Origin of the sequence: Streptomyces sp. NPDC058457 (assembly GCF_042720695.1) — a bacterium.
Classification (GTDB): domain Bacteria; phylum Actinomycetota; class Actinomycetes; order Streptomycetales; family Streptomycetaceae; genus Streptomyces.
The window spans coordinates 63,877-89,473 of sequence record NZ_JBHXLU010000030.1 but is presented as its reverse complement, the minus strand read 5'-3'; the positions used below and the strand labels follow the sequence as shown (position 1 = coordinate 89,473).

The window sequence follows — 25,597 nt, the reverse complement described above, 5'->3', positions numbered from 1 at the left end:
GTACTGCGCCAATCGGTGCTGCGCCTGACTGTCGGTGGCGATCACAGGGTGGGTACGGGCGTGAACCGGACGGGGAGTTCGGTCAGCCCTCGCAGCCACGGCGAGGGCCGGCGGGTGAGGGCGGCGGCGGGCACCGCCAGGTCGATGTCCGGGAGCCGGTCGAGGACGACCTCGATGCCGGTCCGCGCGACTACCTCGGCGACCTCCTGGGCGGGGAACGGGCAGCGGTGCTCACCGTGCCCGAAGGAGAAGTGCGCGTTGTTGCCGCCGGTCAGCGCGGAGGCGTCGGTGCGGACCTGCGGGTCGGAGTTGGCGCCCTGCAGGCCGAGGATCAGCAGGTCGCCGGCGCGGATCCGGCGCCCGCCCAGCTGGGTGTCGCGGGACGCCCAGCGGCCGGCGATGTTCTGGCTGGGGGTGTCCTCCCACAGCACCTCGTTCATCGCCTCGGCGACACTGTTGCGGCCGCCGAACAGGGAGGCGGCGAACCGGTCGTCGGTGAGCATCAGGCGCAGCGAGTTGCCGATCCAGTCGGCGGTCGGCTGGTGCCCGGCCGCCATCATGACCATCAGGTCCTGCATGATCTCTTCGTCGGTGAAGCCGCTCTTGTCCTGGAGCATCCGCGACACCACGTCGTCGGCCGGGTCCGCCTTCCGGTCGGCCAGCAACTGCGCCATGGACGTGGCCAGATGCATCTGCCCGTCGAGCGCCCGCTCACGCCCGTCGACCATGTCGTTCAGCGCGGTGACCAGGCCGGGACCCTCCTCGTCGGCGAAGCCGTACAGCCGTGCAAGGACCCGCACCGGCAGCAGCATCGCGTACTGGCCGATCAGGTCCGCCTCGCCGCTGGTGCACAGCCCGTCGATCAGCTCGTCCGCGAACCGCTCGGCGTGGCCGCGCAGTTCGAACGGGTCGACGGCCTCCAGCGCGTCGCTGATCATCCCGGCCCGCTCGCGGTGCCGCTCGCCGACGGTGTAGAGGATCGACGGCTGCTTGCGCCCGATCATCGGCAGCAGCGGCCAGTCGTCGGGGATCACGTCCCACTGGTTCCACAGGTCCGAGTCCCGGCTGAACAGCACCGGGTCCCCGGTCACCTGGTGCAGTTCGCGGTAGCCGACGACCAGCCAGGCGGGCACGTCACCGTCGAGCACGACGGGGGTGACGGCGCCGTGGTCGCGCCGCATCTCGCGGTACAGACGCGCCGGTTCGGTCTGGAACCGGGGGCCGCCGAGCGGCACGGCTTCGGGGGTCACACGAACTCCTGTCGGGGCAGGTCCGCCGGTGCGGACGGGCCGGCGTACCGGTTCTTGACGTGCTGGACGAGCGTGATCAGCACCTGCTTGCCGGACTCCCGGGAGCGGGCGTCGCAGTCGACCAGCGGGACGTGCGGGTCCAGGTCGAGGGCGTGCCGGACGTCCTCGGGCGTGTGCACGGGGCCGCCGAAGTGGTTGCAGGCCACGATGAACGGCGTGCCGTGCTTCTCCAGCCGGTCGATGGCGTACCAGGAGTCGCCGATCCGCCGGGTGTCGACGAGGACGACCGCGCCGAGGGTGCCGGAGAACAGCCGGTCCCACAGGAACCAGAACCGCTCCTGGCCCGGCGCCCCGAACAGGTACAGCACGTTGCGGGCGTCCAGGGTGATCCGGCCGAAGTCGAAGGCGACGGTGGTCGCGGACTTCCCGCGCACCTCCCGGATGTCGTCGACCTCCTCGCCGGCCTGGGTCATCGTCTCCTCGGTGTTGAGGGGACGTATCTCGCTGACCGAGCGGACCAGGGTGGTCTTGCCGACGCCGAAGCCGCCCACGACCACGATCTTGAAACCGTTGTCGGCGGAGGCACCCAACGGGGTGCGCGCGTCAGAGGTTGCGGAGTCCAACGAGCACCTGCTCCAGGATGTCGGGGTCGGTGATGGCAGGCCGGTAGGGATGTCGGGCGCTGACCCGGCCGGCCGCCTGCAGGTCGCACAGCAGGACCTTGGTGATGCTCACCGGCAGCTTCAGCTCCGCGGCGATCTCCACCACCGAGGTCGGGAACTCGGCCAGGCGCAGGATCGCCACGTGCTCCGACTGCATCCCGGCCGCCGGCTCCGACTCCGCGACGACCAGGGTGACCAGGTCGAAGGGGCTGTCGGGGCCGGTGCTGCTGCGGCCGCCGGTGATGGTGTACAGACGGTCGGGCGCGTCGTCCCTGCCGGGGCGGCTCATGACGTGCGGGGCTGCGCGGTCAGGTGTTCGCCGAGCTGCTCGACCAGTTCGCTCATGTTGTGCCCGACCAGCCCGGGTTCCGCGTCCTCGCTGGTCACCACGGCCAGGTGGGCGCCCTCGCCGGCCTCCACGATGAACAGCACGCCCCCGTAGAACTCGGTCATCGCCGACCGCACGCCGCCGCTGCCGTCGCCGAACTCGACGGACGCCCCGTGCGACAGCGACTGGATGCCGGCGGCGATCGCCGCGAGCTGGTCGGCCTGGTCGACGGAGAGCTCCGGGGTACGGCAGAGCTTCAGCCCGTCGCGGGAGAGCACCAGGGCGTGCCGCGCGCCGGGGGTGCGCTCCAGGAGGCCCTCGATGAGCCAGGTGAGCTTGTCGTCGGCGGTGGTCCTGCCGGTCATGAAGTGGTGTCGCCTTCCGGGTACGCGTGCGGGTGGGAGGTGGGCTCGGGCTCGGACTCCGGGTGGGGCGCGGGGACCGGGTCGTGTACGGGGGTGGGGGCGTACGGGGCTGCTTCGCCGACCGAGCCGGAGGTCTCCGCGAAGGGCTCTGCGACGGGCTCCACGGTGTCGGGCGCGGCCGGGCGGACGGCCTGCCGGAAGCTGTTGAAGCGGGCGGCACGGACCTCGGCGTCCGCGGCGCCGGGCGCGGGGCGCGGCTCCGCGGGCTGGGGCGCCGACCGGCGTTCGGCCTCGGCCAGGGTCCGGCCACGGCGCCGCCTGGGCAGCCCGGTGGGCCCTTCCTCGTCCTCGTCCGGCTCGGCGGACTCGTGCACGGGTACGGGGTCCAGCGGGGCCGGCGGCGGTGCGGCCGGCTCCGTCTCCTTCGCCGACGCGGGTTCGTCGGCGACCGGGCGGGTCAGCAGGTCCTGCGGGACCAGCATCAGCACCCCGGTGCCGCCGCGCGCCGACGGCCGGAACGACACCTTCAGGCCGTGCTTGCGGGCCAGCCGGCCCACCACCGCGAGCCCGAGCCGGGTGCCGGAGAGGCCGCCCAGCTCGGTGCTGTCGCCGGTGACCGCCCGCTCGGCGCGGCGCAGCTGCACATCGCCCATCACCAGCCCGCTGTCCTCCACGGACACGATGACCCCGGCCGGCACCTCCTCCACGTACACATGGACCTCGGCCGTGGGGGGCGAGAAGTTGGCCGCGTTGTCGAGGAGTTCGGCCAGCGCGTGCATGACACCCTCGGCGGCGTGGCCGGCGACGGCCGTCTCGCTCACCGAGTGCACCCGCACCCGGCGGTAGCCGCTGATGCGCCCCATCGCACCGCGCAGGATGGACTCCATGCTGATCGGACGCGCCCAGCGGCGGCCCGAACGCGCCCCGGTCAGTACCGCGATGGAGTCGGCGAGCCGGCCCGCCTGGGCCGTGCGGTGGTCGAGGTGCAGCAGGTCGGCGAGCACGTCCTCGTCGGTGTGCCGGTCCTCCATGGCCCGCAGGTCGGCGAGGGTGGCGGTGGCCAGGGCCTGCATCCGCCCGGCCGCGTTGCTCGCGGCGGCGATCGCGGCGGCCCGTTCCCTGGAGGCCCGCTCCAACTCGGCGGTGAGCCGGGCGTGCTCCTGCTGGTACCAGTCCAGTTCCTGGCCGCTGTCCTGGTGGATCCGCGCCCGCTCCTGCTCGAAGGAGTCGGCGAACTCGCTGCGCTGCTGGGCCAGTTCGTCGATCAGCCGCTGCTGCTCCTGACGCGCCTCCTCGGTGGTCCGGGCCTGCTGCTGGAGCAGCCGCCCGATGTCCTGACTCACCGCCTCCAGCCGGCGCCGGGCGCCGCGGGCGGCCCGTGCCGCGTGCACGGCCCAGGTCACCGCCGCGCACAGCAGCAGCGCGGCGGCGCTCGCGCCGAGGGCGAGGGGAGTGCGTACCGAGGCCGGCGCGGCGGTCACCGCGGCGACGACCGCGAGGGCCGACACCAGGGCGGTCAGTGCGAAGGTCGGAACGAGCGTGCGGAGGGACGGTCGGTCGCCGGGATGCGTGGGCGCGGTCATCGGTCCGGTCAGGTCCTCGGAGCGGTAGGGATGTGTGTCCGGTAAAGGAGTTGTGACGCTCGGTGCTGAAACTGCGCGTCACTATACGAGAGTTCGTGATCGAAACAGAACGGTTCCGGTCTCATTGCAGAAAACCGGCTGCGGGGAAGGCGACTTGCTGTGTCCCGGCTGTGAACGATCTTATTCAGCACCCTGCCCGAAGATGTCCGCCACCACCGTGGCGGCCGCCCTGACCAGCGGAGAGTCGGCCTCGGCGGTGGCGTCGGCATGGGTGGAGAGGACCGCGACGACGACGGGCGCCCGGCCCGGGGGCCAGGCGACCGCGACATCATTGGCGGTGCCGTGGGCACCCGTTCCGGTTTTGTCGCCGACCGTCCAGTCGCCGGGGAGCCCGGCGCGGATCCGTTCCCCGCCCGTGGTGTTGGCGAGCAGCCAGCCGGTGAGCCGCCGCCGGTCGGCGCCGTCCAGGGCGTGACCGACGGTCAGCCGTGCGTAGGTCGTCGCGACGGCCAGCGCAGTGGTGGTGTCGGTGACCCGGCCGGGCTCCGCCGAGTTGAGCTCCGGCTCCCACCGGTCCAGGCGCGTCACCCGGTCCCCGAGCGAACGGCACAGTCGCGTCACCGCCACCGGCCCGCCCAGTTGCTCCAGCAACAGGTTCGCCGCGGTGTTGTCGCTGTACGAGATCGCCGCCGCGCACAACTGGGCGACGGTCATTCCGGCGGCGAGGTTCTCGGGCCTTCCGGTGACCGGAGCACCGCCCGCCCGCTCGACATCGCCCTCCTCGTAGTGCACGACCTCGGTGAGCACGTCCTCGTCGAGGTCGCGCAGGACGGCGGCGACCGCGAGCGTCTTGAACACCGAGCACATCGGGAAGCGTTCGCCCGACCGGTACCCGAGCCGGGCCCCCGAGCCGGTGTCCCAGGCGAACACCCCCAGCCGGGCGCGGTGTTCGCGCTCCAGGGCACGCAGTCTCGTGGTCACCCCCGGGGCCTGAGGCGCGGTCACCGCCGCACCCAGAGCCGTGGCCAGCACCGTGCGACGCGAGGGTTTCCGCATTACCGCTCCTTTACCGGGACGCCGGTGAGGGGGACGCGAACGGGGCCGCGCGGGTTCAGCCGTGGACGGGTGATAAATCCGACGTCGGCATTCGACCGGCCGTAGCTCCCGCATCGTCGCAAATGATCCAAACGTCTATACGATGACGCGTGGAACGGCCTGGGCGCGGAGAACCTCCTGGAGGGCGCAGGCCGATGACGGGGGCGGTGTCGAGGGGGCGATGCCTTCATGGAAGGCGACTGGAGCCGGGTGGCCGCGCGGGCGGTTCGTCTCGTGCGGCGCACGCTGCGCGACGAATGGCACGCGATCGTGCTGGAGCCGGTACGGCAGCTGGTGCGGCGCGGGCTGTCCGGGCTCGTGCTGGCGTTCGTGGCCGCGTTCGGTGTCATCTTCTTCCACGGCATCGCCCAGCACCCCTTCGGCAGGAGACTGGTGTGGCACCTCGGCGGTGTCACCGCCGACCTGCCCCTGTGGCTCTCCCTGCTGCGCACCCCGGTGTCGCTCTACGTCCCGGCGCTCGACCTGCCGGTCTGGGCGGGCATCACCCAGCTCTTCCTCGCCTTCGCGCTCGCCGAACTCACCCTCGGCCGCGGCCGCACCCTCGCCGTCGCGTACTTCACCACCCTCGCCGGCACGATGACCGCCCGGGTGATGGTCGCGCTCGGCCCCGGCTGGTGGGGCTTCGGCCTGCCCCCGGAGGTCGGCCGGATCCTCGACACGGGGCCGTCCGCCGCCGTGGTGGGCCTCTTCACCTACCTGGCGGTGGTCCGGCGTGCCCCCGTCGTCTTCACCCTCACCGGCGGCTCGATGGTCTGGGAGTCCGTCGCGGTACCGAACCTCGCCGGCCGTGAGCACCTGATCGCCGTGGCCTCCGCGATCGTCCTCGGCCTGCTGCACGGCCGCCGACTGCCGCTCACCGCCCGCCTCGTGGAACGCCTCGACGCCACATCCTCGCCGCCCAGGTCGGACCCACCGCTGCCCCGCCCGGGCCCACCGCGCCACCCCGCACCGTCCTTCCGGCTGCCCTGAGACTCCCCGACCTTCCCGACTTCCCCGAAACCCCATAGGTCACGCAGCCGACCCGCCGAAGTGCTCAACGACGTCAATGTGATGGTTTTCGCACTTCAGCCGGTCCGGGCAACCCCTAATGTTGCGGCGAGCTACGGAGGGGCGCGGCTGACACCATGGTGTTCGTCGCCGGCAGGCTGAAGGGATCCAGGGATGTTCCGCAAGGTGCTGGTCGCCAACCGTGGAGAGATCGCCATCCGCGCTTTTCGCGCGGGCTATGAGCTGGGTGCGCGCACGGTCGCCGTGTTCCCGCACGAGGACCGCAACTCGCTGCACCGGCTGAAGGCCGACGAGGCCTACGAGATCGGGCAGCCCGGGCACCCGGTGCGCGCCTATCTGTCCGTCGAGGAGATCGTGGGCGCGGCCCGGCGGGCCGGGGCCGACGCCGTCTACCCCGGCTACGGGTTCCTGTCCGAGAACCCCGAACTCGCCCGCGCCTGCGAGGAGGCGGGCATCACCTTCGTCGGGCCGAGCGCCCAGACACTGGAGCTGACGGGCAACAAGGCCCGCGCGGTCGCCGCCGCCCGCGCCGCCGGCGTACCGGTGCTCGGCTCCTCCCAGCCCTCCAACGACATCGACGAACTCGTCCGCGCCGCCGACGAGATCGGCTTCCCGGTGTTCGTGAAGGCCGTCGCCGGCGGTGGCGGCCGCGGCATGCGCCGGGTCGAGGACCCGGCCGCGCTGCGCGAGTCCATCGAGCAGGCCTCCCGGGAGGCGGCCTCCGCGTTCGGCGACCCGACGGTCTTCCTGGAGAAGGCCGTCATCGACCCCCGCCACATCGAGGTGCAGATCCTCGCCGACGGCGAGGGCAACGTCATTCACCTCTTCGAGCGGGACTGCTCGCTGCAGCGCCGCCACCAGAAGGTCATCGAGCTGGCCCCCGCGCCCAACCTCGACCCCGGGCTGCGCGACCGCATCTGCGCCGACGCCGTCCGCTTCGCCCGCGAGATCGGCTACCGCAACGCCGGCACCGTCGAGTTCCTCCTCGACCGGAACGGCAACCACGTCTTCATCGAGATGAACCCGCGCATCCAGGTCGAGCACACGGTCACCGAGGAGGTCACCGACGTCGACCTGGTCCAGGCCCAGATGCGGATCGCCTCCGGCGAGACCCTCGCCGACCTCGGACTCTCCCAGGAGACGGTGAAGCTGCACGGCGCGGCCCTCCAGTGCCGTATCACCACCGAGGACCCCGCCAACGGCTTCCGTCCCGACACCGGCCGGATCAGCGCCTACCGCTCCCCGGGCGGCTCCGGCATCCGCCTGGACGGCGGCACCACCCACGCGGGTACCGAGATCAGCGCGCACTTCGACTCGATGCTGGTCAAGCTCACCTGCCGGGGCCGGGACTTCAAGTCCGCCATCGGCCGCGCCCGGCGTGCCGTCGCCGAGTTCCGGATCCGCGGTGTCGCCACCAACATCCCCTTCCTCCAGGCCGTTCTGGACGACCCGGACTTCCAGGCGGGCCGGATCACCACGTCGTTCATCGAGCAGCGCCCGCACCTGCTCACCGCCCGCTCCTCCGCGGACCGCGGCACCAAGCTGCTCACCTACCTGGCGGACGTCACCGTCAACAAGCCGCACGGCGAGCGCCCCCACCTGATCGAGTCGACCACCAAGCTGCCCCCGCTGCCGGACGGTGAGCCCCCGGCCGGGTCCCGCCAGCGGCTGGTCGAACTCGGCCCGGAGGGCTTCGCCCGCTGGCTGCGCCAGTCGCCCACCATCGGCATCACGGACACCACCTTCCGCGACGCCCACCAGTCCCTGCTCGCCACCCGGGTGCGCACCAAGGACCTCCTCGCCGTCGCCCCGGTCGTCGCCCGCACCCTCCCCGAACTGCTCTCCCTGGAGTGCTGGGGCGGCGCCACCTACGACGTGGCGCTGCGCTTCCTCGCCGAGGACCCCTGGGAGCGCCTCGCCGCCCTGCGCGAGGCCGTCCCCAACATCTGCCTCCAGATGCTGCTGCGCGGCCGCAACACCGTCGGCTACACCCCGTACCCGACCGAGGTGACCGACACCTTCGTCCACGAGGCCGCCGCCACCGGCATCGACATCTTCCGCATCTTCGACGCCCTCAACGACGTCGGCCAGATGCGCCCCGCCATCCAGGCCGTACGCGAGACGGGCACCGCGATCGCCGAGGTCGCCCTCTGCTACACCGCCGACCTGTCCGACCCCGACGAGCGGCTCTACACCCTCGACTACTACCTGCGGCTCGCCGAGCAGATCGTCGAGGCCGGTGCGCACATCCTCGCCGTCAAGGACATGGCGGGCCTGCTGCGCGCCCCGGCCGCCGCCAAGCTGGTCTCGGCGCTGCGCCGGGAGTTCGACCTCCCGGTCCACCTGCACACCCACGACACCGCGGGCGGCCAGCTGGCCACCTACCTGGCCGCAATCCAGGCGGGCGCGGACGCGGTGGACGGCGCGGTGGCCTCCATGGCCGGTACTACCTCGCAGCCCTCGCTGTCGGCGATCGTGGCCGCGACCGACTACTCGGAGCGTCCCACAGGGCTCGACCTGCGGGCGATCGAGGACCTGGAGCCGTACTGGGAGAGCGTCCGCAAGGTCTACGCCCCCTTCGAGGCGGGCCTCGCCTCACCGACCGGCCGCGTCTACCACCACGAGATCCCGGGCGGCCAGCTCTCCAACCTGCGCACCCAGGCCGTGGCGCTGGGTCTCGGCGACCGCTTCGAGGAGATCGAGGCGATGTACGAGGCCGCCGACCGCATCCTGGGCCGGCTGGTCAAGGTCACCCCGTCCTCCAAGGTGGTCGGCGACCTCGCCCTGCACCTGGTCGGCGCCGGGGTTCGGCCGGTGGACTTCGAGGCGACCCCCGACAGGTTCGACATCCCCGACTCGGTCATCGGCTTCCTGCGCGGCGAGCTGGGCACCCCGCCCGGCGGCTGGCCCGAGCCGTTCCGCACCAAGGCCCTGCAGGGCCGCGCCGCCGCCAAGCCGGCACCGGAGCTGACCGCCGAGGACCGCGAGGGCCTGGCCAAGGAGCCCCGTACCACCCTCAACCGGCTGCTGTTCCCGGCCCCGACCCGCGAGTTCGACACCCACCGCCAGACGTACGGCGACACCAGCGTCCTCGACAGCAAGGACTTCTTCTACGGGCTGCGCCCGGGCAAGGAGTACTCGGTCGACCTGGAGCCCGGCGTCCGGCTGCTGATCGAGCTCCAGGCCGTCGGCGAGGCCGACGAGCGCGGCATGCGCACGGTGATGTCGAGCCTCAACGGACAGCTGCGGCCGATCCAGATCCGCGACCGGGCGGCGGCCTCCGACATCCCGGCCACCGAGAAGGCCGACCGGGCCAACCCCGGCCATGTCGCGGCCCCGTTCGCCGGAGTCGTCACCCTCGCGGTGGAGGAGGGCGCGGAGGTCGAGGCGGGCGCCACGGTGGCCACCATCGAGGCGATGAAGATGGAGGCCACCATCACCGCCCCGAAGGCCGGCCGGATCTCCCGGCTCGCCATCAACCGCATCCAGCAGGTGGAGGGCGGCGACCTGCTGGTCGAGATCGCCTGAGGCCGGACGCCCCAGGGCGCGGGGGAGGGCCGGGCGACCCGGCCCTCCCCGGCTACGAGCGGGAGAAGTGCGCGCCCAGCCGGGCCTTCAGCAGATTGGGATCGCGCTGGGTGAAGTAGGCGGCGTTCGCCACGAAGACGTCGCTGTCGCGTACCGCCAGCGAGGTCGGGTTGGACAGCCCCTCCTGCACGGAGAGGACGCTGCCGTGGCTGCCGTCCGGGCTGACCAGCGCGACCTCGTTGGACGGGTTCAGCGCGGCGAGCACCAGGTCCGAGTGCCCGGGGAAGACGAAGTCGTCGACCCCGGTGAGGCCGGTCGCCCTCGTCTCGGCCGCCCCCGCCGAGCCGTCCGCGCCCACCGGGATGCGCAGCAGCGTGCCCCGGTCGGTGTTGGTCACCCACACCGCGTCCTGGTGCACCTTGATCCCGTTCGCGCCGAAGCCGGTGGCCGACGGGAGCCCGGCGAGCTCGGGGCCCGCGGCCCAGGCCGTGGGCGTGCCGCCCGACTCCGGGACGCGCCACACCGTGCCCAGCGCCGAGTCGGCGGCGTAGAGCACACCGCGCTTCTCGTCGAGGGCCAGCCCGTTCGGCAGGCTGTCCGCCGGCAGCTGGGCGATCTGCTCGGGCGTGCCGCCGCCCGCCGGGATGCGCCAGACTCCGGTCTTCCCGGCGCCGGTGGCGTAGTTGACGTACAGCGTGCCGTCGTGCGCGCGGGCCAGCCCGTATGTGACCGCGCTGTTCACCAGGGGCGTCCGGGTGTTGTCCTCGTCGGGCAGGGTGGCGAGGACCCGGACCCGGCGCTCCCGGGTGACCTTGACGACCTGCCGGGCGAACGCGAAGGAGACGTCGACCGCGCCGCCCCGCTCGGCGACGACGCTCTCGGGCGTCTGTCCGTGGACCAGGTCGAAATGGGCGACGGTGTGGGGACGGGAGAGAACCGGCTCGTCGCCCGCGGCCGGAACCGCCGCGAGCAGGCCGATCGCGACCGCGGCCGGGGCGGCGACGGCCCGGCGGGGGAATCGGGGCATGTGACCTCTTTCGACGGGAGCGCGGAGCTCCGGCGTACCGGTCACACCAACATGAGGCTTCGCCGTCCCCGGGCCGCGGCAGCCGTGGCCGCGGCGTCGCCCGCCCGGCGCACGGCGTGGCCCCGCATGCCGCGCAGCCGGGTGACGGCCCCGCTCAGTTCCACATCGGGTAGCTCATGACCTGCGTGTATCCCTCCGGCTTGGCATCGGAGTAGGTCAGGTTCATGCGCGTGAAGTGCTGCACGTTCGGGTGCTTCGTCCAGGCCGTCGGGCGGTCGAGCCGTACGGTCACCGGATACTTGTGGAACTTGCCGGCGGCGCAGTACGGCTTGCAGTCGTTCACCACGTTCACGCCCTGGGCGACCGCGGTGTGGTCGTTCCACTGGGTCCAGCGCATGCCCGTGAGGATGCTGTTTCCGTCGCCGCAGGCCAGCAGGAAGTCGGTCGGCCTGAACCGCTGGTGCCAGAGGCAGTCCACGAGCACGGGGTGCTGGGCCGACGCCGGCGACGCGGACGGTGTCGGCGGCGTCGCGGAAGCAGTCGTCATGCCTGCCGTGAGCAGCAGGGCCGCCCCGAGTCCGATCGCCGTTCCCACCACTGGTCTGCGCATGGTCGCTCCCGCCCGTTCCGCCGTACATGTTCCCTTCGACGCTACGACCGTCCTGCGAGATGTACCACTTGCAGCGTATTCGCCAGCCTGTTGTCGTCGGAGTTCCCGGTACTGCGGGAGCCGACCTGGGCGACCAGGCCGAGCACCAGGAAAACCCAGATCAGGACCTTCGCGGCGGTGTCCAGGACCAGGGGCCGGGTGGCGGAACGCACCTCGTCCTCGGCGGTCGGCGCGTCGCCCAGCAGCCCCTTCGGGTAGACGGGCGACAGCATGCTGGTGTAGGCGCCGAACCGCATCCGGTAGCGGGCGACCGCGGCCGTCGCCCCGAAGACCGGCCCGGGCAGCCGTCCCAGCACGATCCCGATGATCCAGAAGATCCAGCCGACCGCGAGCCAGCCGGTCGCCGCGAGGTTCGCGATGATCGCCGCCGGGATCATCAGGATCAGCCGGAACAGCACCGCCAGCCGGTTCAGGGTGGTGGGCCGCAGCTCGATCTGCACCGGGTAGTCGGGCGCGGTGAGGGCGAACGGCGGGTACCGGTCGACCAGCAGCATGGAGCTGGCCGCGATCCGGGTCTCGTAGGCGAGGTACTTGCCGAGGAACGAGGCGATGGAGTCGGGCAGCCGGCCCAGCACGAGTGCCGCGAACCAGCCGGCGACCGTCACGAAGAACGCCGCGATGCCCAGCAGACCGAGCACGACGAACTGCGGGACCAGCAGCAGCCAGCGCAGCAGCACCGTCCAGCGGCGCTGCTGCCCGGGCGCCGGGATGTCCAGCTCCGGCCGCCACTCGGGGCCGTCGGCCGTGGCGGGAGGTCGTGGCCCCCAGCTCTGCGTCATGAGTCCTCCCGTCGTTCGGCCGCGGCGCGGATGGCCTCTCCATCGTGCGGCGGAACGACGGCCCCCGCCAGGGTGGACCAGCCGAACTCAGCCGTGTGTGACGGTCAGACCGTAGAACGCGACGCGGGCGCCGTTGGTCGTGCTGTCGGAGGACGACTGGTTGTACGAGCCCGCCTTGAAGTACTGCTTGTACTGGTTGAAGGAGGACGGAATGGCGTAGTGGGTCGTAGTGCCGTTGACGGTCAGGTTGATGGTGTTCCCGCCGGAGACGGAGATGGTGTACGTCCAGGTCTTGCCGACCGATACGTTGCCCACGCTGTGCGTGGTCTGGCCGCCGTCCGGGGAGTTCTCGGTGCCAAGGACGATGTCGCCGTTCGAGTGGTAGTACAGCTCCAGCAGCGGCTTGGTGGACGAGCCGCCGGTGCCGAGGTGGATCTGGCCCACGCACACGTTCTTGGTCACCGAGACCACCCGCAGGGTCGCGCTCATCTTGTGGCTGCCGCTGAGCGACCAGTTCGCGGCGCTGCCGTCCCGGTTCATCTCGCGCAGCTCGGAGCGGGCGTAGTTGGAGTTCGGGGTGGTGACGCCCTTCTCGGGCGCCCAGAAGGTCATCGCGCCGTCGCGGGTGTCGGTGTAGAAGTACGCGTCCTGGTAGCCGTTGGCGCCCTGGAGCCGGGACGAGGAGATGGTGGTCGGCGAGCCGGGGGAGCCGACCGGCTCCTGGAGCTGCCATATGGACAGGTCGAAGTTGCCGCCGGGTGCGACGTTCGGGTTCGCCGCGTCCGCGCTGCCGCCGAACAGGACGGTCAGGGCGAGGGCGAGGCCCGCGGCGGTCGGCGCCGCGAGCAGCCGGGATCGGTTCACGTGGGGGGTCCTTTCGTCAGAGGGATGTGGCCGGAGCCCACTCCCGAGTTCATGTATGTGAACTCCGGCCGCATCCATAACCGTCGATGACCGTGAAGCTAAAGGTCCGGACCAATCCCGTCAAGAGGGTCAGCAGGCGCCCTCGTCCTGCCAGGGACCCCACTCGGAGGCGCCGGGCACCTCGTTCTGGGTCCACCACTTGGCTTTCCAGTTGTGGCTGTTGTACGAGACCTCGTTCCCGGCCGTGTACACCGCTGTCGAGCTCCAGGCGGTCTTGCAGGAGGTGGGAGTGGGTGTCGGGGTGGGCGTGGGAGTCGGGGTGGTGGTCGGCGGGGTGACCCCGGCGAACTTCACCGAGTACTTGGCGAAGTCCCAGGCGCTCTGCGCCACGCTGGAGCAGGTCCCGGACGTGGTTCCGTTGTTGTCGACCGGGGAGCACTGGCGGTCGCGGTTCAGGGACCAGAACGTGAAGCGGTCCATGTTGTGGCTCGTCGCGTAGTCGAGCACGGTCTGGAAGTCGGCCTGGGTGAAGTACTCGCCGGTGTCGCTGCGCCCGTTCATCCCGGAGAAGCCCTCGTGGGCGTAGGCCGTCGCCTGGTCCCAGCCGAAGGTGGACTGCAGGATCGAGTTGAAGTTGGTGAGCGCGCTGGTCTGCGAGGCCGCCCCGCTGAAACCGCCGTCGAACGGCATGATCGAGAAGTTGTTCGGCGTGAACCCCTCGGACTTCGCCTCCAGGAGCATCTGCTTGCCGAACCAGCCGGTGCCGTCCGCCGTGCCGGGGGTCGTCACCGACACGTACAGGCCCGGGTTGTTCTGCTGGAGGATCTTCGCGGCGCCGATCTCGTTCTTGATCGCCGCGGTGTTCTCGTACTCCGGCTCCTCCAGGTCGAAGTCGATCGCGTGCAGCCCGTACTTGGTGATGACCTGCTGGTAGGCCGCCGCCGTGGAGGCCGCGTCCGCGCAGGTCTGGCCCAGCTTGGTGCCGCCGTAGCCGCCGATGGAGACGGAGACGTCGCCGCCCTTGGCCCGGATGGTGTTGATCACCGACTGGACGGCGGTGTCCGAGGAGACCGCCGCCGTACCACCCCAGGTGGGCGAGCAGCCGCCGCCGTTCGGGGCCAGGACGAACGCCAGCTGGAAGGCCTTGAGGCCGCTGGCGTCCATGATGGCGGCCGCGTCCGGCGGGTTGTTGTCCAGCGGCATCAGATAGGGGGCGGCCGCGTACCACCGGTTGCTCAGCGCGGTGGTCGCGCCCGAGGCGTCGCTCGCGACGAGCGCGGTGGTGCCGGCGGCGGCGAGGGTGACGGCGGCCGCCGCGCCCAGACATGCGCGAAGGGGTCTCACTGGTGCCTCCAGGGGGGCCGGGGAGGTGGGGTGGTCCCAGCTTCCGGAGGTGTCGCGGTCACGTCAATGAATTGGACTGGACCAAAGCTCACTTTGGACTAGACCATACGATTTCTTTACCTGGCGTGGCGGAGCAGTTCCATCGTCCCGAACCGCACCTTCACGCCGGGCGACCAGAGCACGCTGACGGGCGGCCCGGACGGCGTCGGCAGGCCGGCCGCTGCCATCAACTCGTCGTTCAGATCCAGCAGTTCGGCCCGGTGCAGCGGCCAGGGCGCATGCTCGTTCGGCAGGTGCGCGGTACGCCCGTGCCAGGTCACGTGCAGCCCCCAGCGCGCGGTCAGGAAGCGCTCCAGCGGCGACGGCTCGGCGATCGGCGGCCCGATCCGTACGACCGCCCGGCTCGCGGCCGCCGGGCGCCGCCGCCGGCAGGTGTACGTGATCACATCGCCCTCGCGGCGCAGCCGCATCGCGGACCAGATGTACGGCAGCCGGAACCCCAGCCGGCCCATCAGTACCGGGAGCAGCCGGGCCGCGTCCAGGGACTTGAACACCACCCCGCGCCGGCCGTGCCCGTCCACCGAGTACAGCCGTACGTTCGTCTCGCAGAAGGTGCCCAGATACGGCAGCCCCGGCCCCGGCCCGAAGCCCGTGCCCCGCATCAGGAACGGGACCAGACCGACGTACGTGACCCCGTCCAGCGTGTCCGGCCGGGTGCCGGCGGGCAGCAGCCCCGCCACCCGCTCCGGCTCCACCGGCCAGTGCAGGAAGGTCAGTTCGTGCCACCCCTGGACCATCGTCGGCCACCGTACGGGCCGTGGCGTGGACGGGGTGATCGGCTCGGTCGGCACGGTCTCCATGGAACAGGGTCATAGCACGCCAGTGCGAGGGGGTGGTGAGCGGGCCGCTCGTGAGAACCGGCGGCGATCGCCGACCGGGAGCGCACGAGGCGCCCGGCCGGGAGTGCCCGGCCGGGCGCCTGTGACAGGGACCCACCCGGCGACTACCGCGTGTGGCCCGGAAGCGTCACGCCGTCGCCGTCGATGACGATCGGCTGATGCGGCAGGGCGGTGGCGTGGCCCGGCTTCACGTCGGTGGGCTTCGCGCCGGGCACCTCGGTGAGGGTGATGCCGTCCGCCGGGGTGAGAGTCGCCGGCGTCCAGTCGGTCGGCGCCGCGCCGGGCACCTCCGTGAGCGTGATGCCGGGATCCTCGGTCGTGCCGTGGTCGCCGGAGGCCGCCGCGGCGACCCCGCCGGAGGCGAGGAGCGCGACGGCGACGCCGGTGATCAGCAGGCCTCGGCGGCGGGGGACGCCACGCCGACGTGTCTTCATGGGATCAGCTCCTTCTGGGGCGACGGGACTCGGAGACACCGGACCCGGTGCGGCATGCGGTCCCGTCGGGATCGAGTGCGTCCCCGACTCTCGCCGCCGTCCGCTGAAGATCCGCTGAACGTCCTGAAGATCCCCTTCAGCACCGCACGGCACCGGTGAGGCAAGGTGTACGGCATGCGTGTGCTGGTGATGGACGACGACGCGCGGCTCGTGGAGCTGCTCCAACAGGGCCTGCGGGCAGAGGGCTTCGCGGTGGACGCCGTGAGCGACGGCCTCGACGGTCTCGCCAGGGCAGCGGCCGACACCTACGACGTGATCATCCTCGACGTCATGATGCCCGGGCTCAACGGCTACAAGGTGTGCGCCCACCTTCGTGCGGCCGGCGACAACACCCCGATCCTGATGCTGACGGCGAAGGACGGTGAGTACGACGAGGCGGAGGGCCTGGAGACCGGCGCCGACGACTACCTCACCAAGCCCTTCTCCTTCGTCGTCCTCATCGCCCGGCTGCACGCCCTGATGCGCCGCGCCCGCCCCGAACGGCAGATCGTCCGGCACTTCGGGGACCTGGAGATCGACACCGGCGCCCGCCGCTGCCGCCGCGCCGGTGCGGACATCGCCCTCACGCCCCGTGAGTTCGACGTCCTGGCGCTGCTCGCGGCGTCCCCGGACGTCGCCATCACCAAGGCCGCCATCCTCGAACACGTCTGGGACAGCGCGTACGAGGGCGGTCCGAACATCGTGGAGGTCAACGTCAGTGCGCTACGCCGTAAGATCGACCGGCCCTTCGGCCGGGCCAGCATCGAAACCGTACCCGGCGGAGCCTACCGACTCCGCTCCGACGGATCCTGACCGCCCGCGCCGCCGGCGCCTGCGCCCTTGGCCGCGCACGGTGCGGGGCCGTGCCACCCTGGCCGTCGCCCTCGTCGCCGGTATCGCCCTCGCCGCCTGCTCGGCGGTCCTGCTCTACGCCGTCCACGCCAACCTGGTCGGCTCCGCCCAGACCGCGGCCCGCGACCACGTCGAGCAGGCCGCCCGCCAACTCGACGCCGGCACACCCGTGGCGAAGGTACTGACCGCCCTGCCGGACGTCACCGTGGTCGCCGGGGACAGTTCCCACGGCGCGCAGACCGGCGAGCCGGACGACGACGGGGCGACCGCCTCCGTCGACACCACTGCCGGGCTGATGGTGGTGCAGGCGTACCCCGACCTGACTCCCGCCCGCACCGCCGTCGTCATCCTGACCTGGGCCCTGGTGCCCGGTACCGCCCTGCTGGTCCTGCTGGTGGCCGGTCTGAACTGGTACGCCATGGGCCGGGCGCTGCGGCCGGTCGAGGACATCCGTGCCGAGTTCGCCGACATCACGGCCCACAGCCTCCACAACCGGGTCCCCGTGCCCGGCTCCGAGGACGAGGTCGCCTCGCTGGCGGAGACGATGAACGGCACCCTCGACCAGCTCCAGCGCGCCGTCGAGCGGCTGCGCACCTTCACCTCCGACGCCTCGCACGAACTGCGCGGCCCCCTCACCACCCTGAAGGCCCGACTCGAACTGGCCCTGGCCCGCCCCGACCGGGCCGAGTGGGCCGCCGTCGGCCGGGAGGCGCTGCGCGACACCAGCCGTCTCGAGGAGATCGTCGACGATCTGCTGCTCCTCGCCCGCCTGGACGCGCACCGGCCGCTGAAACTCCAACCGCTGGGGATGACCGACCTCCTGCGGCGGACCATAGCCGAGCGGTACCCCCACCGGCCCGTCGTCCTCGTCGCACCAGCGGAGCCCGACGAGCCGGTCCTCGGCAGCCGCACCGCGCTCGCCCGCCTCTTCTCGAACCTCCTGGACAACGGCCTGCGGCACGCGCACAGCACCGTGACCGTCGAGATGCGCCACACCGAGGGCGAGGCGGTCGTCGAGGTCCGCGACGACGGACCCGGCATCCCCGAACCCGACCGCGAACGGGTCTTCCACCGCTTCACCCGGCTGGACAACGCCCGTACCCGCGACGCGGGCGGCACCGGCCTCGGCCTCGCGATCGCCCGGGACATCGCGAACGCCCACGGCGGGACACTCACCGCCCAGCCACCTCGCGCCGCCGACCACGGCGCCCGCCTGGTCCTGGTCCTGCCCCGGCCGGTCACCGCCCTCACCCGTTCACGTGAGGGACAGGCAGCCCACGGCTGATCGACCCTGGTGCGGAACCGGCCGAGGAGCCTTCCCGCGGCCGGTCCCGGGCTCCAGGGAGAGGTGGATCCGATGGTGCAGAGCTACACCGAGGCGCCGATCAGCAGGGTGACGGCCGCGGGCGGCGTGGAGTACGTGTACCGCGAAGTCGGCGAGGGCGGGGTGCCGTTGGTCCTGCTGGTGCACTTCCGCGGCAACCTCGACAACTGGGACCCCGCGCTGGTGGACGCCCTGGCGCAGGGCCGGCGCGTCATCGCCTTCGACAACACCGGAGTCGGCGGATCCAGTGGCACCACGCCGGGCACGGTGGCGCAGATGGCTGTGGACGCCATCGCCTTCATCGAGGCGCTGGAACTGGACCACGTCGACGTCCTCGGGTTCTCGCTGGGGTCCTTCGTGGCCCAGGAGATCGCGCTGATCCGGCCGGCACTGGTACGGCGTCTCGTACTGGCCTCGTCCGCGCCCCAGGGAGCGCCCGGTATGCACGGGTGGGCGCGGTGGGTCATCGACTCGGTCGGGCAGGTCGAGACCGCCCCCGCGAAGATGCTCGACGTCTTCTACACCCGGTCCCCCGAGAGCCGGAAGTCGGGTGAGGCCGCGCTCGGCCGCATGTTCACCCGAGGCGAGCTGGACACGCCGACGACGTGGCAGACGCGGCAGGCGCAGTACGACGCGGTGTGCGCCTGGGGCATCCCCGATGTCGGGCTCCTGGAGCGGGTGACCGCGATCCAGGTGCCGGTGTTCGTCGCCAACGGCGACAGCGACCCGATGATCCTGCCGCGCTACTCCCACCTGCTGGCCGGGCTGATCCCCGGCGCGGAGCTGCGGATCTACCCGGACGCGGCACACGGTTTCCTCTTCCAGCACCACGAGGAGTTCGCCGCCGACGTCACACGATTTCTGGCCCGGCCGCTGATCGGTGAAGGGGACAACGCCGAATGAGCGACCTGCTGGATCTCGTTCTGCACGCCCACGGGGGTCTCCGACGGTGGCGAGAGGCGGAGACCATTCGTGCCACGGCGTCCCTGGGCGGGGTCCTGTGGTCCCAGGTCGGTCAGGACGGCATCCTCGCCGCCGCCGACATGAGCGTCGACGTGCAGCGCCAGCGGCTGGTCTTCGAGGGCTTCACGGGCCCCGGGCTGCGGGGTGTTTTCACGCCCGAACGGGTCGTGGTCGAGCGGCGGGACGGCGACGTCGTCGCCGAGCGGACCGCTCCGCGCGAGGCGCTCGTCGGCCATGACCCGGACACCCCGTGGGACCGGCTCGACGTGCTGTACTTCGCGGGCTACGCCATGTGGAACTACCTCACGGCCCCCTATCTGCTGACCCGGCCCGGCGTGGTCGTGGAGGAGGCGGAGCCGTGGCGGGAGGACGGTGCGGACCGGCGCCGGCTGCGGGCCCGATTCCCGCACGGCATGGCCACCCACTGCGCGGAGCAGGTCTTCCACTACGACCCCTCCGGTCTGCTGCGACGCCACGACTACGCGCCCGACGTCCTCGGCGGCACCCCTGCCGCACACTTCGCCGAGAAGCACGTGCAGGTGTCGGGACTGGTCTTCCCCACCCACCGTTACATCGTGCCCGCACAGGCCGACGGGCACGCCCTGCCCGAACCACGCCTGATCACCATCGATCTCGACGAGATCGCCGTCGTCTGACGACGCGAGAGATCACAGGACTTCAGGGACTCCCACCCGGGTGGCCGGGCCGCACCCGCCTGATCAGGACTTCAGGGCCGCTCACCCCGCCCACCTGGGTAAACTGTGGATGACACACAGGTCTTGAGCAGGAGGGTCCGGGATGCCGCCGCACGCCTCTTCCGCAGCCGGGCTTCCGGGCGAGGGCGACGAGCAGAGCGGTCCTCCCGTCCGGCAGGCGCTGTCGGACAGCGTGTACGAGAGCATCAAGGCGATGGTCATGGACCACGAGATCGCCCCCGGCGCCCGCGTCGGCATCGACGCGCTGTCCCGAGCCCTCAAGGTCTCACCCACCCCGGTCCGGGAGGCGCTGGCCCGGCTGGAGTCCGACGGACTGGTGGTCAAGCGCGCCCTGTCCGGATACCGGGCCACGGAGCTGCTGACCCGTCAGGGCCTGGCGGAGCTCTTCGAGATGCGGCTGCTGCTGGAGCCGAGGGCCGCCGCCCTGGCCGCCGTCAACGCCACCGAGGAGCAGCTGGACGGCCTTGAGCGGATCCTGGAGGAGATGCAGGTCCAGCCCAGCCCGAACGGCCGGTACGCGTCCTACCGCGACTTCGCCGGACTCGACCAGCGTTTCCACGAGGCGATCGGGCAGGCCGCGCACCGGCCGTTGCTGGCCGACGCCGTGGAGCGCCTCCACGCGCACCTGCACATCTTCCGGCTCGGCGACGTGGTCGGGGCCGGCGGCCCGACCGTCGCCGAGCACGAGCGGATCGTACGGGCCGTGCTGCGCCGCAACCCCGAGCGGGCGGCCGAGGCGATGACCGAGCACCTCACCCGCAGCATGGAGCGCCAGCTCGACGACGACGGCGGCGACGAGCCGGCTACTCCATGAGGAACACCTGCTCCGCCGTGGCCCACCACTCACCCGGTGCGGCCTCCGGAACCGGCGTCTGACAGGGCGCGGTGCGCCGCCACCACTCCTGGGTCGCCTCGTCGGCGGCCATCAGCGCCAGGTCGGCCGCCAGGTCGTCGCCGTGGTACTCGAAGTAGGCGAACAGCCGGTCGCCCAACAGGTGGATCGAGTAGTTGGCGATGCCGCAGCGCCGGAGCCGGTCCAGGACCGGCTCCGGCACATCGCGGTGCAACTCCCGGTACACGTCCCGCAGTTCCGGTCGTACGGCGATGACCTGGGCCACCCGTCTCATGAGCGCACCGCGCCGCGGTCGTGGATGAGGCGGATGATCCGGCCGCTCATCCGGTCGTAGTCCCGGTCGTTGTCGACCTCGCCGCGGACGCGGTGGTCGGTCATGACGACGATCCGGTCGGCGAGGGTGACCATCTCCGCGAGGTCGCTGCTGATCAGCAGGATCGGCAGGCCGTCGCGGGCCAGGTCCCAGATGAGTTCGTGGAAGGCGCGTTTGGTGCGGACGTCGACGCCCACCGTCGGCTCGTCGATGACCAGCAGCCGGGTGTCGGCGGCCAGCCACTTGGCGAGGCTGACCTTCTGCTGGTTGCCGCCGGAGAGCTCACCGGCGTTCTGCGCGAGGCCGGTGATCCGGATGCCGAGCCGCTCGACGAGGTCCTGGGCGACTGCGCGCTCCTCGCCGGCCGGGACGAATCCGAGCGCCCTGGCCAGCCTCCGCCACACGGTCACCGTGATGTTGCGGACGATGGGCTGTTCCAGGAAGACGCCCTCCTCCTTGCGGTTCTCGGTCACGTACCCGATGCCGAACTCGTGCAGGGCCTGTCGGGGCGAGCTGATGCAAACCGGCCTGCCGTGCACCCGGACCTCGCCGGCGGTGATGCGGTCGAGGCCGAGCACCGCCTTGACCAGCTCGCTCCGCCCGGCGCCGACCAGCCCGTAGAGACCGACGATCTCCCCTGGCCGCACCGCCAGGTCGATGTCCCGGTGACCGCCGGCCGTGGCGACGCCGGCCAGTTCCAGGACCGGCGCGGCGGACGGGTCGACCGTGCGCGGGCGCATCTCGGCCGCCGCGTGGGCCCGCCCCACCATCAGGCTCACGATGTCGTCGTGGGAGTGGTCGGCCAGGGGCGACGACTCCAGCACCGACTTCCCGTCCCGCAGCACGGTGACCGTGTCGCAGAGGGCGAAGACCTCCTCCAGTTTGTGGCTGACGAAGACGACACACGCACCGCGTTCGGCGAGCCGCCGGACCACCTGGAACAGGCGTTCCGTCTCCTCAGGGGAGAGGGAGGCGGTGGGCTCGTCCAGGAGCAGCACCCGGCTCTCGGTGTACAGGGCCTTGGCGATCTCCACCAACTGCTGCTGAGCGACGGACAGTTCCCGCACCGGCCGGTCCGGATCGAGGTCGACGCCCAGCTCCGTGAGGCAGGCGACGGCCGGTTCGGTCATGGCCGCGTAGTCGACCAGACCACGGCGCGCGGGCGGCTTCTGCAGGGTGATGTTCTCGGCCACCGAGAAGCCCGGGATGAGGTTGCGTTCCTGGTGGACGACGCCGATGCCGGTCCGGGTCGCCTCAAGGGGCGAGCGCAGGTGCACGGGTTCACCGCACCAGGCGAGGGTGCCGCCGTCGGGGGAGTGCACCCCGGTCAGGACCTTGATGAGGGTGGACTTGCCGGCGCCGTTCTCACCGAGGAGCGCGTGCACGGAGCCGGCGGTGAGCCGCAGCCCCACGCCGTCCAGCGCCCGCACCCCGGGAAAGACCTTGACCAGGCCGTGGCATTCGAGAAGGACCGTACTCACTGGGCGCCTCCCGGTTGCGGGGCGGGCGTGCTCTTCGCCAGCCGCGTCTGGTGCAGGTGCCCGCCGGCGACCGTGCCGAGGACGACCAGGCCGATCAGCAGGTTGACCCAGCTCGGGTCCAGCGAGAACTGGGCGCGGGCCGCGTCGATGAGCCGGGTCACGAAGGCCGCGAGGACGGTCCCGAACACCGCGATGGAGCCACCGGTCAGCGCGACCCCGCCGATGATCGGCGCGGCGAAGCTGGGCAGCAGCCAGTCGCCGCCGACGCTGCGGTTGACGCCCGGCAGCGAGGCGGTGGCGGTGACGGCGGCCACGCCGACGAGCAGCCCGGACAGGGTGTGCGCGGCGACGATCTGCCGGTCGGTGGAGATGCCCGACAGCCGCGCGGCCAGCGGGTTGCCGCCGGCCGCGAGGAGCCGCCGGCCGGCGACCGTGCGGTACATGAACGCGCCGAGCAGGGCCGCCGCCACGATCGCCGTGACGAAGACGAGCGGAATGTCCAGCGGCGCCGCGGTGCCCAGGTCGCGCAGCGTGGCGGAGTAGCCGTCGACGGTCCGGGTGCCGACCAGCCGGTACTGCGCGCCCAGCAGGATCGTCATCGTGGCGAGGGTGACGATGAAGCCGTTGATCTGCGTGGCCACGATGACGACACCGGTCACCAGGCCGACGGCCGTCGCCGTCAGCAGCCCCACGAGCACGGCGACCCCGGCCGGCACCCCGTGGTCGGCCATCAGGACACCCGTCAGGCAGGCGGTGAAGCCGCCCAGGGCGCCGACGGCGAGATTCAGCTGGCCCACGCACAGCGCCACCATCTGGGCGAGACCGATCAGGATGGGCGTGGCGAGGTACTGGAGGAAGACCCGTACCGAGGGGCCCTCGAAGAAGGAGCCCGACGACGCCACCTCCAGCGCCACCGCCCCTGCCACGACGACCAGCAGCAGCATGGCCGTCGTCGTACGGGAGAACCGGTGCAGCGCCGCGGCGGCCCGGCTCTGCTGGTCGCGGATCGTGCTCATGTGGAGCGCACCACCTTGCGATAGGACACCACGGTGCGGATCCGGTCGGCCGACAGGGCCAGCAGCAGGATGCAGCCAAGATAGATATTGAGGCTTTCCAGGCCGACGCCGAGCAGGTCGAGCCCCTTGCGGATCACACCGACCAGCGCGGTGCCGAGCAGCGTGCCGAGGACGGACACCACCCCACCGGTGAGCAGGGTGCCGCCGAGCACCGCGCCCAGGAAGGACGGCAGCATGAAGTCGTCGCCGATGGAGGCGCGGAACGTGCCCGTCCCGGCGGCGGCCATGAACCCGGCGAGCGCCGCGAGCAGCCCGGAGAGGGTGTGGGCGAGCAGGACCCGGCGTCCGGTGGGGATGCCGGACAGCTCGGCGGCGGCCGGGTTCGCCCCGGTCAGCAGCAGCTCCCGGCCGATGCGGGTGCAGCCGTACAGGAAGCCGAGACCGGCCATGGCGAGCACGGTGAACTGGGCCAGCTGCGGGACGGCGGGCGAGCCGCAGATGGGGCCCGCGCAGATGTCGGCCAGCGAATAGGACCGCAGTGCGTCGATGCCGGCCGGGCGGGTGGTGAAGGCGGCGTCCTCGGTGAGCGCCGAGTACATCAGGGACACCAGGCCCAGCAGGGCGAAGTCCATCGCCAGCGTGACGACGAAGGAGCTCACCCCGGTACGGGCGATCAGCCAGCCGGTGACCGCCCCGATCGCCGCGCCGGCGACCAGGCACAGCAACAGCCCGGCCTGCATGGGCAGATGGAGCTTGTCGTAGCCGAGGCCCGCGAACATGGCGCCGAAGGCCGCCATCCGTCCGACCGCGAGGTTCATGTGCCCCACGGACAGGGCGACCAGCTGGGCGAGCGCCACCACGGTCAGCGTGGCGACATCCCGCAGGAGTGGGAAGAGCACCAGGCGCTGGTCGAGGAAGGCGGGCCGCAGCACGCCGAACAGGATGCCCAGCGCGATGACCAGCACCAGCAGGCCGAGCCGCTGGTTGACCCAGAACGGCATCCGGTGGGCGGGTGCCTTCTCCTCCGGGACGGTCTCCGGCGGGCTGACGGACGTCGTCATGCCACCCTCCGGTCGTCGAGGGCGTCCGGGTCCCAGTCGATGCCGATCCCCGGCACGTCCGGGGCCACCGCCAGGCCGTCGCGGATGGTCAGCTCGGTCCGGGTCACGGCCCGCAGTTGCGGGATGTACTCGACGAAGCTGCCGTTGGGCACCGCGGCGGCGAGGCTGACGTGCAGTTCCATCAGGAAGTGCGGGCAGACCATCACGTTGTGGCTCTCCGCCAGGTGCGCGACCTTCAGCCAGGGGGTGATCCCCCCGATCCGGGCCGCGTCGACCTGCACGACGGACGCGGCTCCGGCCTCCAGGTAGCTGCGGAACTGCATGAGCGAGTACATGGACTCGCCGACGGCCACCGGGATCCGGGTCGCCCGCGCGAGCCGGGCGTGGCCGCTGATGTCGTCCGCGGGCAGTGGCTCCTCCAGCCAGTACGGGTCGTACGGCTCCAGCGCGGCCGCGAGCCGGAGCACCGAGGACGCCGTCTGGGACTGGTTGGCGTCGGTCATGATGTGCAGCGAGGGGCCGACCGCTTCCCGCACCGCGCGCATCCGTTCCGCGTCCTCGGCGGGATGCGGCCTGCCCACCTTGATCTTGATGCCCGCCCAGCCCGCCTCCTGGGCCCGCAGGGCGCCCTTCACCAGCTCCTCGGTGCCCAGGTGGAGCCAGCCGCCCTCGGTGTCGTAGACCGGCACCTCCCGGCGGTGTCCCCCGGCCAGCCGCCACAGCGGTTCGCCCGCCCGCCTGCAGCGCACGTCCCACAGGGCGGTGTCCACGGCGGCGAGGGCGAGGGAGGTGATGGCCCCGGTGGTGGTGGCCCGGGTCAGGGCGAACAGCCGCTGCCACAGCGCCTCGACGTTGCGGGCGTCCTGTCCGACCAGGGCCGGGAGCAGATGGTCGCGGAGCAGGGCCAGCACGGACGTGCCGCCGGTGCCGATCGTGTAGGCGTAGCCGGTGCCCGCGAGACCGTCCGCCGTCTCCAGGTCGACCAGGACCGTCTCCTGTTTGACGAAGGACTGCACCGCGTCGGTGCGGTCAGTCTCGACGGCGATGTCGGCCAGCCGGGCGGTCGCGGTCGTGATGATGCTCATCGATGTCCGTTCTCTTTCGCGCTCTTCGCGCTCTTCG

General features: G+C 71.9%; 25 protein-coding genes. 7 read left to right on the top strand and 18 right to left on the bottom strand.

Annotation, left to right across the window (positions count from 1 at the left end; all coding sequences use genetic code 11):
• Positions 1–41: 41 nt before the first annotated feature.
• From ACFWPS_RS24005 to bla, 6 genes are all read right to left on the bottom strand, one after another.
• Positions 42–1,250, bottom strand: coding sequence for a cytochrome P450 (locus tag ACFWPS_RS24005; protein ID WP_383708197.1), 1,209 nt, complete (start codon positions 1,248–1,250; stop codon positions 42–44).
• Positions 1,247–1,873 carry an ATP/GTP-binding protein gene (locus ACFWPS_RS24000; RefSeq protein WP_383708196.1) on the bottom strand — a complete coding sequence of 209 codons (627 nt, stop codon included), beginning with the start codon at positions 1,871–1,873 and terminating at the stop codon, positions 1,247–1,249. Before ACFWPS_RS24000 ends, ACFWPS_RS24005 begins: the two co-directional genes overlap by 4 nt.
• Complete coding sequence (locus ACFWPS_RS23995; protein ID WP_383708195.1) at positions 1,854–2,201, bottom strand: DUF742 domain-containing protein; 348 nt, start codon at positions 2,199–2,201, stop codon at positions 1,854–1,856. Before ACFWPS_RS23995 ends, ACFWPS_RS24000 begins: the two co-directional genes overlap by 20 nt.
• The gene (locus ACFWPS_RS23990; RefSeq protein WP_089103557.1) at positions 2,198–2,605 is read right to left on the bottom strand and encodes a roadblock/LC7 domain-containing protein; all 408 of its coding nucleotides are present in this window, start codon (positions 2,603–2,605) and stop codon (positions 2,198–2,200) included. Before ACFWPS_RS23990 ends, ACFWPS_RS23995 begins: the two co-directional genes overlap by 4 nt.
• Positions 2,602–4,188, bottom strand: coding sequence for an ATP-binding protein (locus tag ACFWPS_RS23985; RefSeq protein WP_383708194.1), 1,587 nt, complete (start codon positions 4,186–4,188; stop codon positions 2,602–2,604). Before ACFWPS_RS23985 ends, ACFWPS_RS23990 begins: the two co-directional genes overlap by 4 nt.
• A 180-nt stretch (positions 4,189–4,368) precedes the next feature.
• Complete coding sequence (gene bla, locus ACFWPS_RS23980; protein WP_383708193.1) at positions 4,369–5,244, bottom strand: class A beta-lactamase; 876 nt, start codon at positions 5,242–5,244, stop codon at positions 4,369–4,371.
• Between the two features lie 228 nt (positions 5,245–5,472).
• Between bla and ACFWPS_RS23975 the strand changes: the two genes are divergently transcribed.
• Entirely contained in the window at positions 5,473–6,273 is an 801-nt protein-coding gene (locus ACFWPS_RS23975) for a hypothetical protein (protein ID WP_383708192.1), read from the top strand.
• Between the two features lie 192 nt (positions 6,274–6,465).
• Positions 6,466–9,840 (top strand): pyruvate carboxylase, encoded by a 3,375-nt coding sequence (locus ACFWPS_RS23970; protein WP_383708191.1) that lies wholly within the window; start codon positions 6,466–6,468, stop codon positions 9,838–9,840.
• Between the two features lie 52 nt (positions 9,841–9,892).
• On the opposite strand, the gene ACFWPS_RS23965 is transcribed toward ACFWPS_RS23970, so the two are convergent.
• The 7 genes from ACFWPS_RS23965 to ACFWPS_RS23935 all read right to left on the bottom strand — a co-directional run bounded on the left by ACFWPS_RS23965 (position 9,893) and on the right by ACFWPS_RS23935 (position 15,857).
• Positions 9,893–10,867, bottom strand: a complete 975-nt coding sequence (locus tag ACFWPS_RS23965) for a hypothetical protein (protein ID WP_383708190.1) — start codon at positions 10,865–10,867, stop codon at positions 9,893–9,895.
• A gap of 154 nt (positions 10,868–11,021) precedes the next feature.
• A complete protein-coding gene (locus ACFWPS_RS23960; protein WP_383708189.1) occupies positions 11,022–11,477 on the bottom strand; it encodes a hypothetical protein in 456 nt (151 codons plus the stop codon).
• Between the two features lie 41 nt (positions 11,478–11,518).
• Complete coding sequence (locus ACFWPS_RS23955) at positions 11,519–12,316, bottom strand: DUF4389 domain-containing protein (RefSeq protein WP_383708188.1); 798 nt, start codon at positions 12,314–12,316, stop codon at positions 11,519–11,521.
• 87 nt (positions 12,317–12,403) lie between these two features.
• A complete protein-coding gene (locus ACFWPS_RS23950) occupies positions 12,404–13,180 on the bottom strand; it encodes a polysaccharide lyase family 7 protein (RefSeq protein WP_383708187.1) in 777 nt (258 codons plus the stop codon).
• A 129-nt stretch (positions 13,181–13,309) separates the two neighbouring features.
• Positions 13,310–14,524, bottom strand: a complete 1,215-nt coding sequence (locus tag ACFWPS_RS23945; RefSeq protein WP_383708186.1) for a carbohydrate-binding protein — start codon at positions 14,522–14,524, stop codon at positions 13,310–13,312.
• Between the two features lie 116 nt (positions 14,525–14,640).
• Positions 14,641–15,384, bottom strand: coding sequence for a YqjF family protein (locus tag ACFWPS_RS23940; RefSeq protein ID WP_383708185.1), 744 nt, complete (start codon positions 15,382–15,384; stop codon positions 14,641–14,643).
• Between the two features lie 143 nt (positions 15,385–15,527).
• Positions 15,528–15,857 carry a hypothetical protein gene (locus ACFWPS_RS23935; RefSeq protein WP_383708184.1) on the bottom strand — a complete coding sequence of 110 codons (330 nt, stop codon included), beginning with the start codon at positions 15,855–15,857 and terminating at the stop codon, positions 15,528–15,530.
• A 174-nt stretch (positions 15,858–16,031) separates the two neighbouring features.
• On the opposite strand from ACFWPS_RS23935, the gene ACFWPS_RS23930 reads away from it, so the two are divergent.
• From ACFWPS_RS23930 to ACFWPS_RS23910, 5 genes are all read left to right on the top strand, one after another.
• Complete coding sequence (locus tag ACFWPS_RS23930) at positions 16,032–16,709, top strand: response regulator transcription factor (RefSeq protein ID WP_383708183.1); 678 nt, start codon at positions 16,032–16,034, stop codon at positions 16,707–16,709.
• A 40-nt stretch (positions 16,710–16,749) separates the two neighbouring features.
• Positions 16,750–18,033: a sensor histidine kinase gene (locus tag ACFWPS_RS23925; RefSeq protein ID WP_383708182.1), complete on the top strand. Its 1,284-nt coding sequence runs from the start codon at positions 16,750–16,752 to the stop codon at positions 18,031–18,033.
• Positions 18,034–18,105: 72 nt separating this feature from the next.
• On the top strand, positions 18,106–18,975 hold the full coding sequence (locus ACFWPS_RS23920) for an alpha/beta fold hydrolase (RefSeq protein WP_383708181.1): 870 nt from the start codon (positions 18,106–18,108) through the stop codon (positions 18,973–18,975).
• The gene (locus ACFWPS_RS23915; RefSeq protein ID WP_383708180.1) at positions 18,972–19,691 is read left to right on the top strand and encodes a hypothetical protein; all 720 of its coding nucleotides are present in this window, start codon (positions 18,972–18,974) and stop codon (positions 19,689–19,691) included. Before ACFWPS_RS23920 ends, ACFWPS_RS23915 begins: the two co-directional genes overlap by 4 nt.
• A 142-nt stretch (positions 19,692–19,833) precedes the next feature.
• Positions 19,834–20,565, top strand: coding sequence for a GntR family transcriptional regulator (locus ACFWPS_RS23910; RefSeq protein WP_383708179.1), 732 nt, complete (start codon positions 19,834–19,836; stop codon positions 20,563–20,565).
• On the opposite strand, the gene ACFWPS_RS23905 is transcribed toward ACFWPS_RS23910, so the two are convergent.
• Genes ACFWPS_RS23905 through ACFWPS_RS23885 form a run of 5 tightly spaced genes read right to left on the bottom strand, consistent with a single transcriptional unit; the run spans position 20,555 to position 25,560 of the window.
• Positions 20,555–20,878 carry an L-rhamnose mutarotase gene (locus ACFWPS_RS23905; RefSeq protein ID WP_383708178.1) on the bottom strand — a complete coding sequence of 108 codons (324 nt, stop codon included), beginning with the start codon at positions 20,876–20,878 and terminating at the stop codon, positions 20,555–20,557. The genes ACFWPS_RS23910 and ACFWPS_RS23905 overlap by 11 nt on opposite strands.
• Positions 20,875–22,398, bottom strand: a complete 1,524-nt coding sequence (locus ACFWPS_RS23900; RefSeq protein ID WP_383708177.1) for a sugar ABC transporter ATP-binding protein — start codon at positions 22,396–22,398, stop codon at positions 20,875–20,877. The genes ACFWPS_RS23905 and ACFWPS_RS23900 overlap by 4 nt, the downstream gene beginning before the upstream one ends.
• The gene (locus ACFWPS_RS23895) at positions 22,395–23,414 is read right to left on the bottom strand and encodes an ABC transporter permease (RefSeq protein WP_383708176.1); all 1,020 of its coding nucleotides are present in this window, start codon (positions 23,412–23,414) and stop codon (positions 22,395–22,397) included. The genes ACFWPS_RS23900 and ACFWPS_RS23895 overlap by 4 nt, the downstream gene beginning before the upstream one ends.
• Complete coding sequence (locus tag ACFWPS_RS23890) at positions 23,411–24,475, bottom strand: ABC transporter permease (protein ID WP_383708175.1); 1,065 nt, start codon at positions 24,473–24,475, stop codon at positions 23,411–23,413. Before ACFWPS_RS23890 ends, ACFWPS_RS23895 begins: the two co-directional genes overlap by 4 nt.
• The gene (locus ACFWPS_RS23885) at positions 24,472–25,560 is read right to left on the bottom strand and encodes a mandelate racemase/muconate lactonizing enzyme family protein (RefSeq protein WP_383708174.1); all 1,089 of its coding nucleotides are present in this window, start codon (positions 25,558–25,560) and stop codon (positions 24,472–24,474) included. The genes ACFWPS_RS23890 and ACFWPS_RS23885 overlap by 4 nt, the downstream gene beginning before the upstream one ends.
• Positions 25,561–25,597 lie beyond the last annotated feature (37 nt).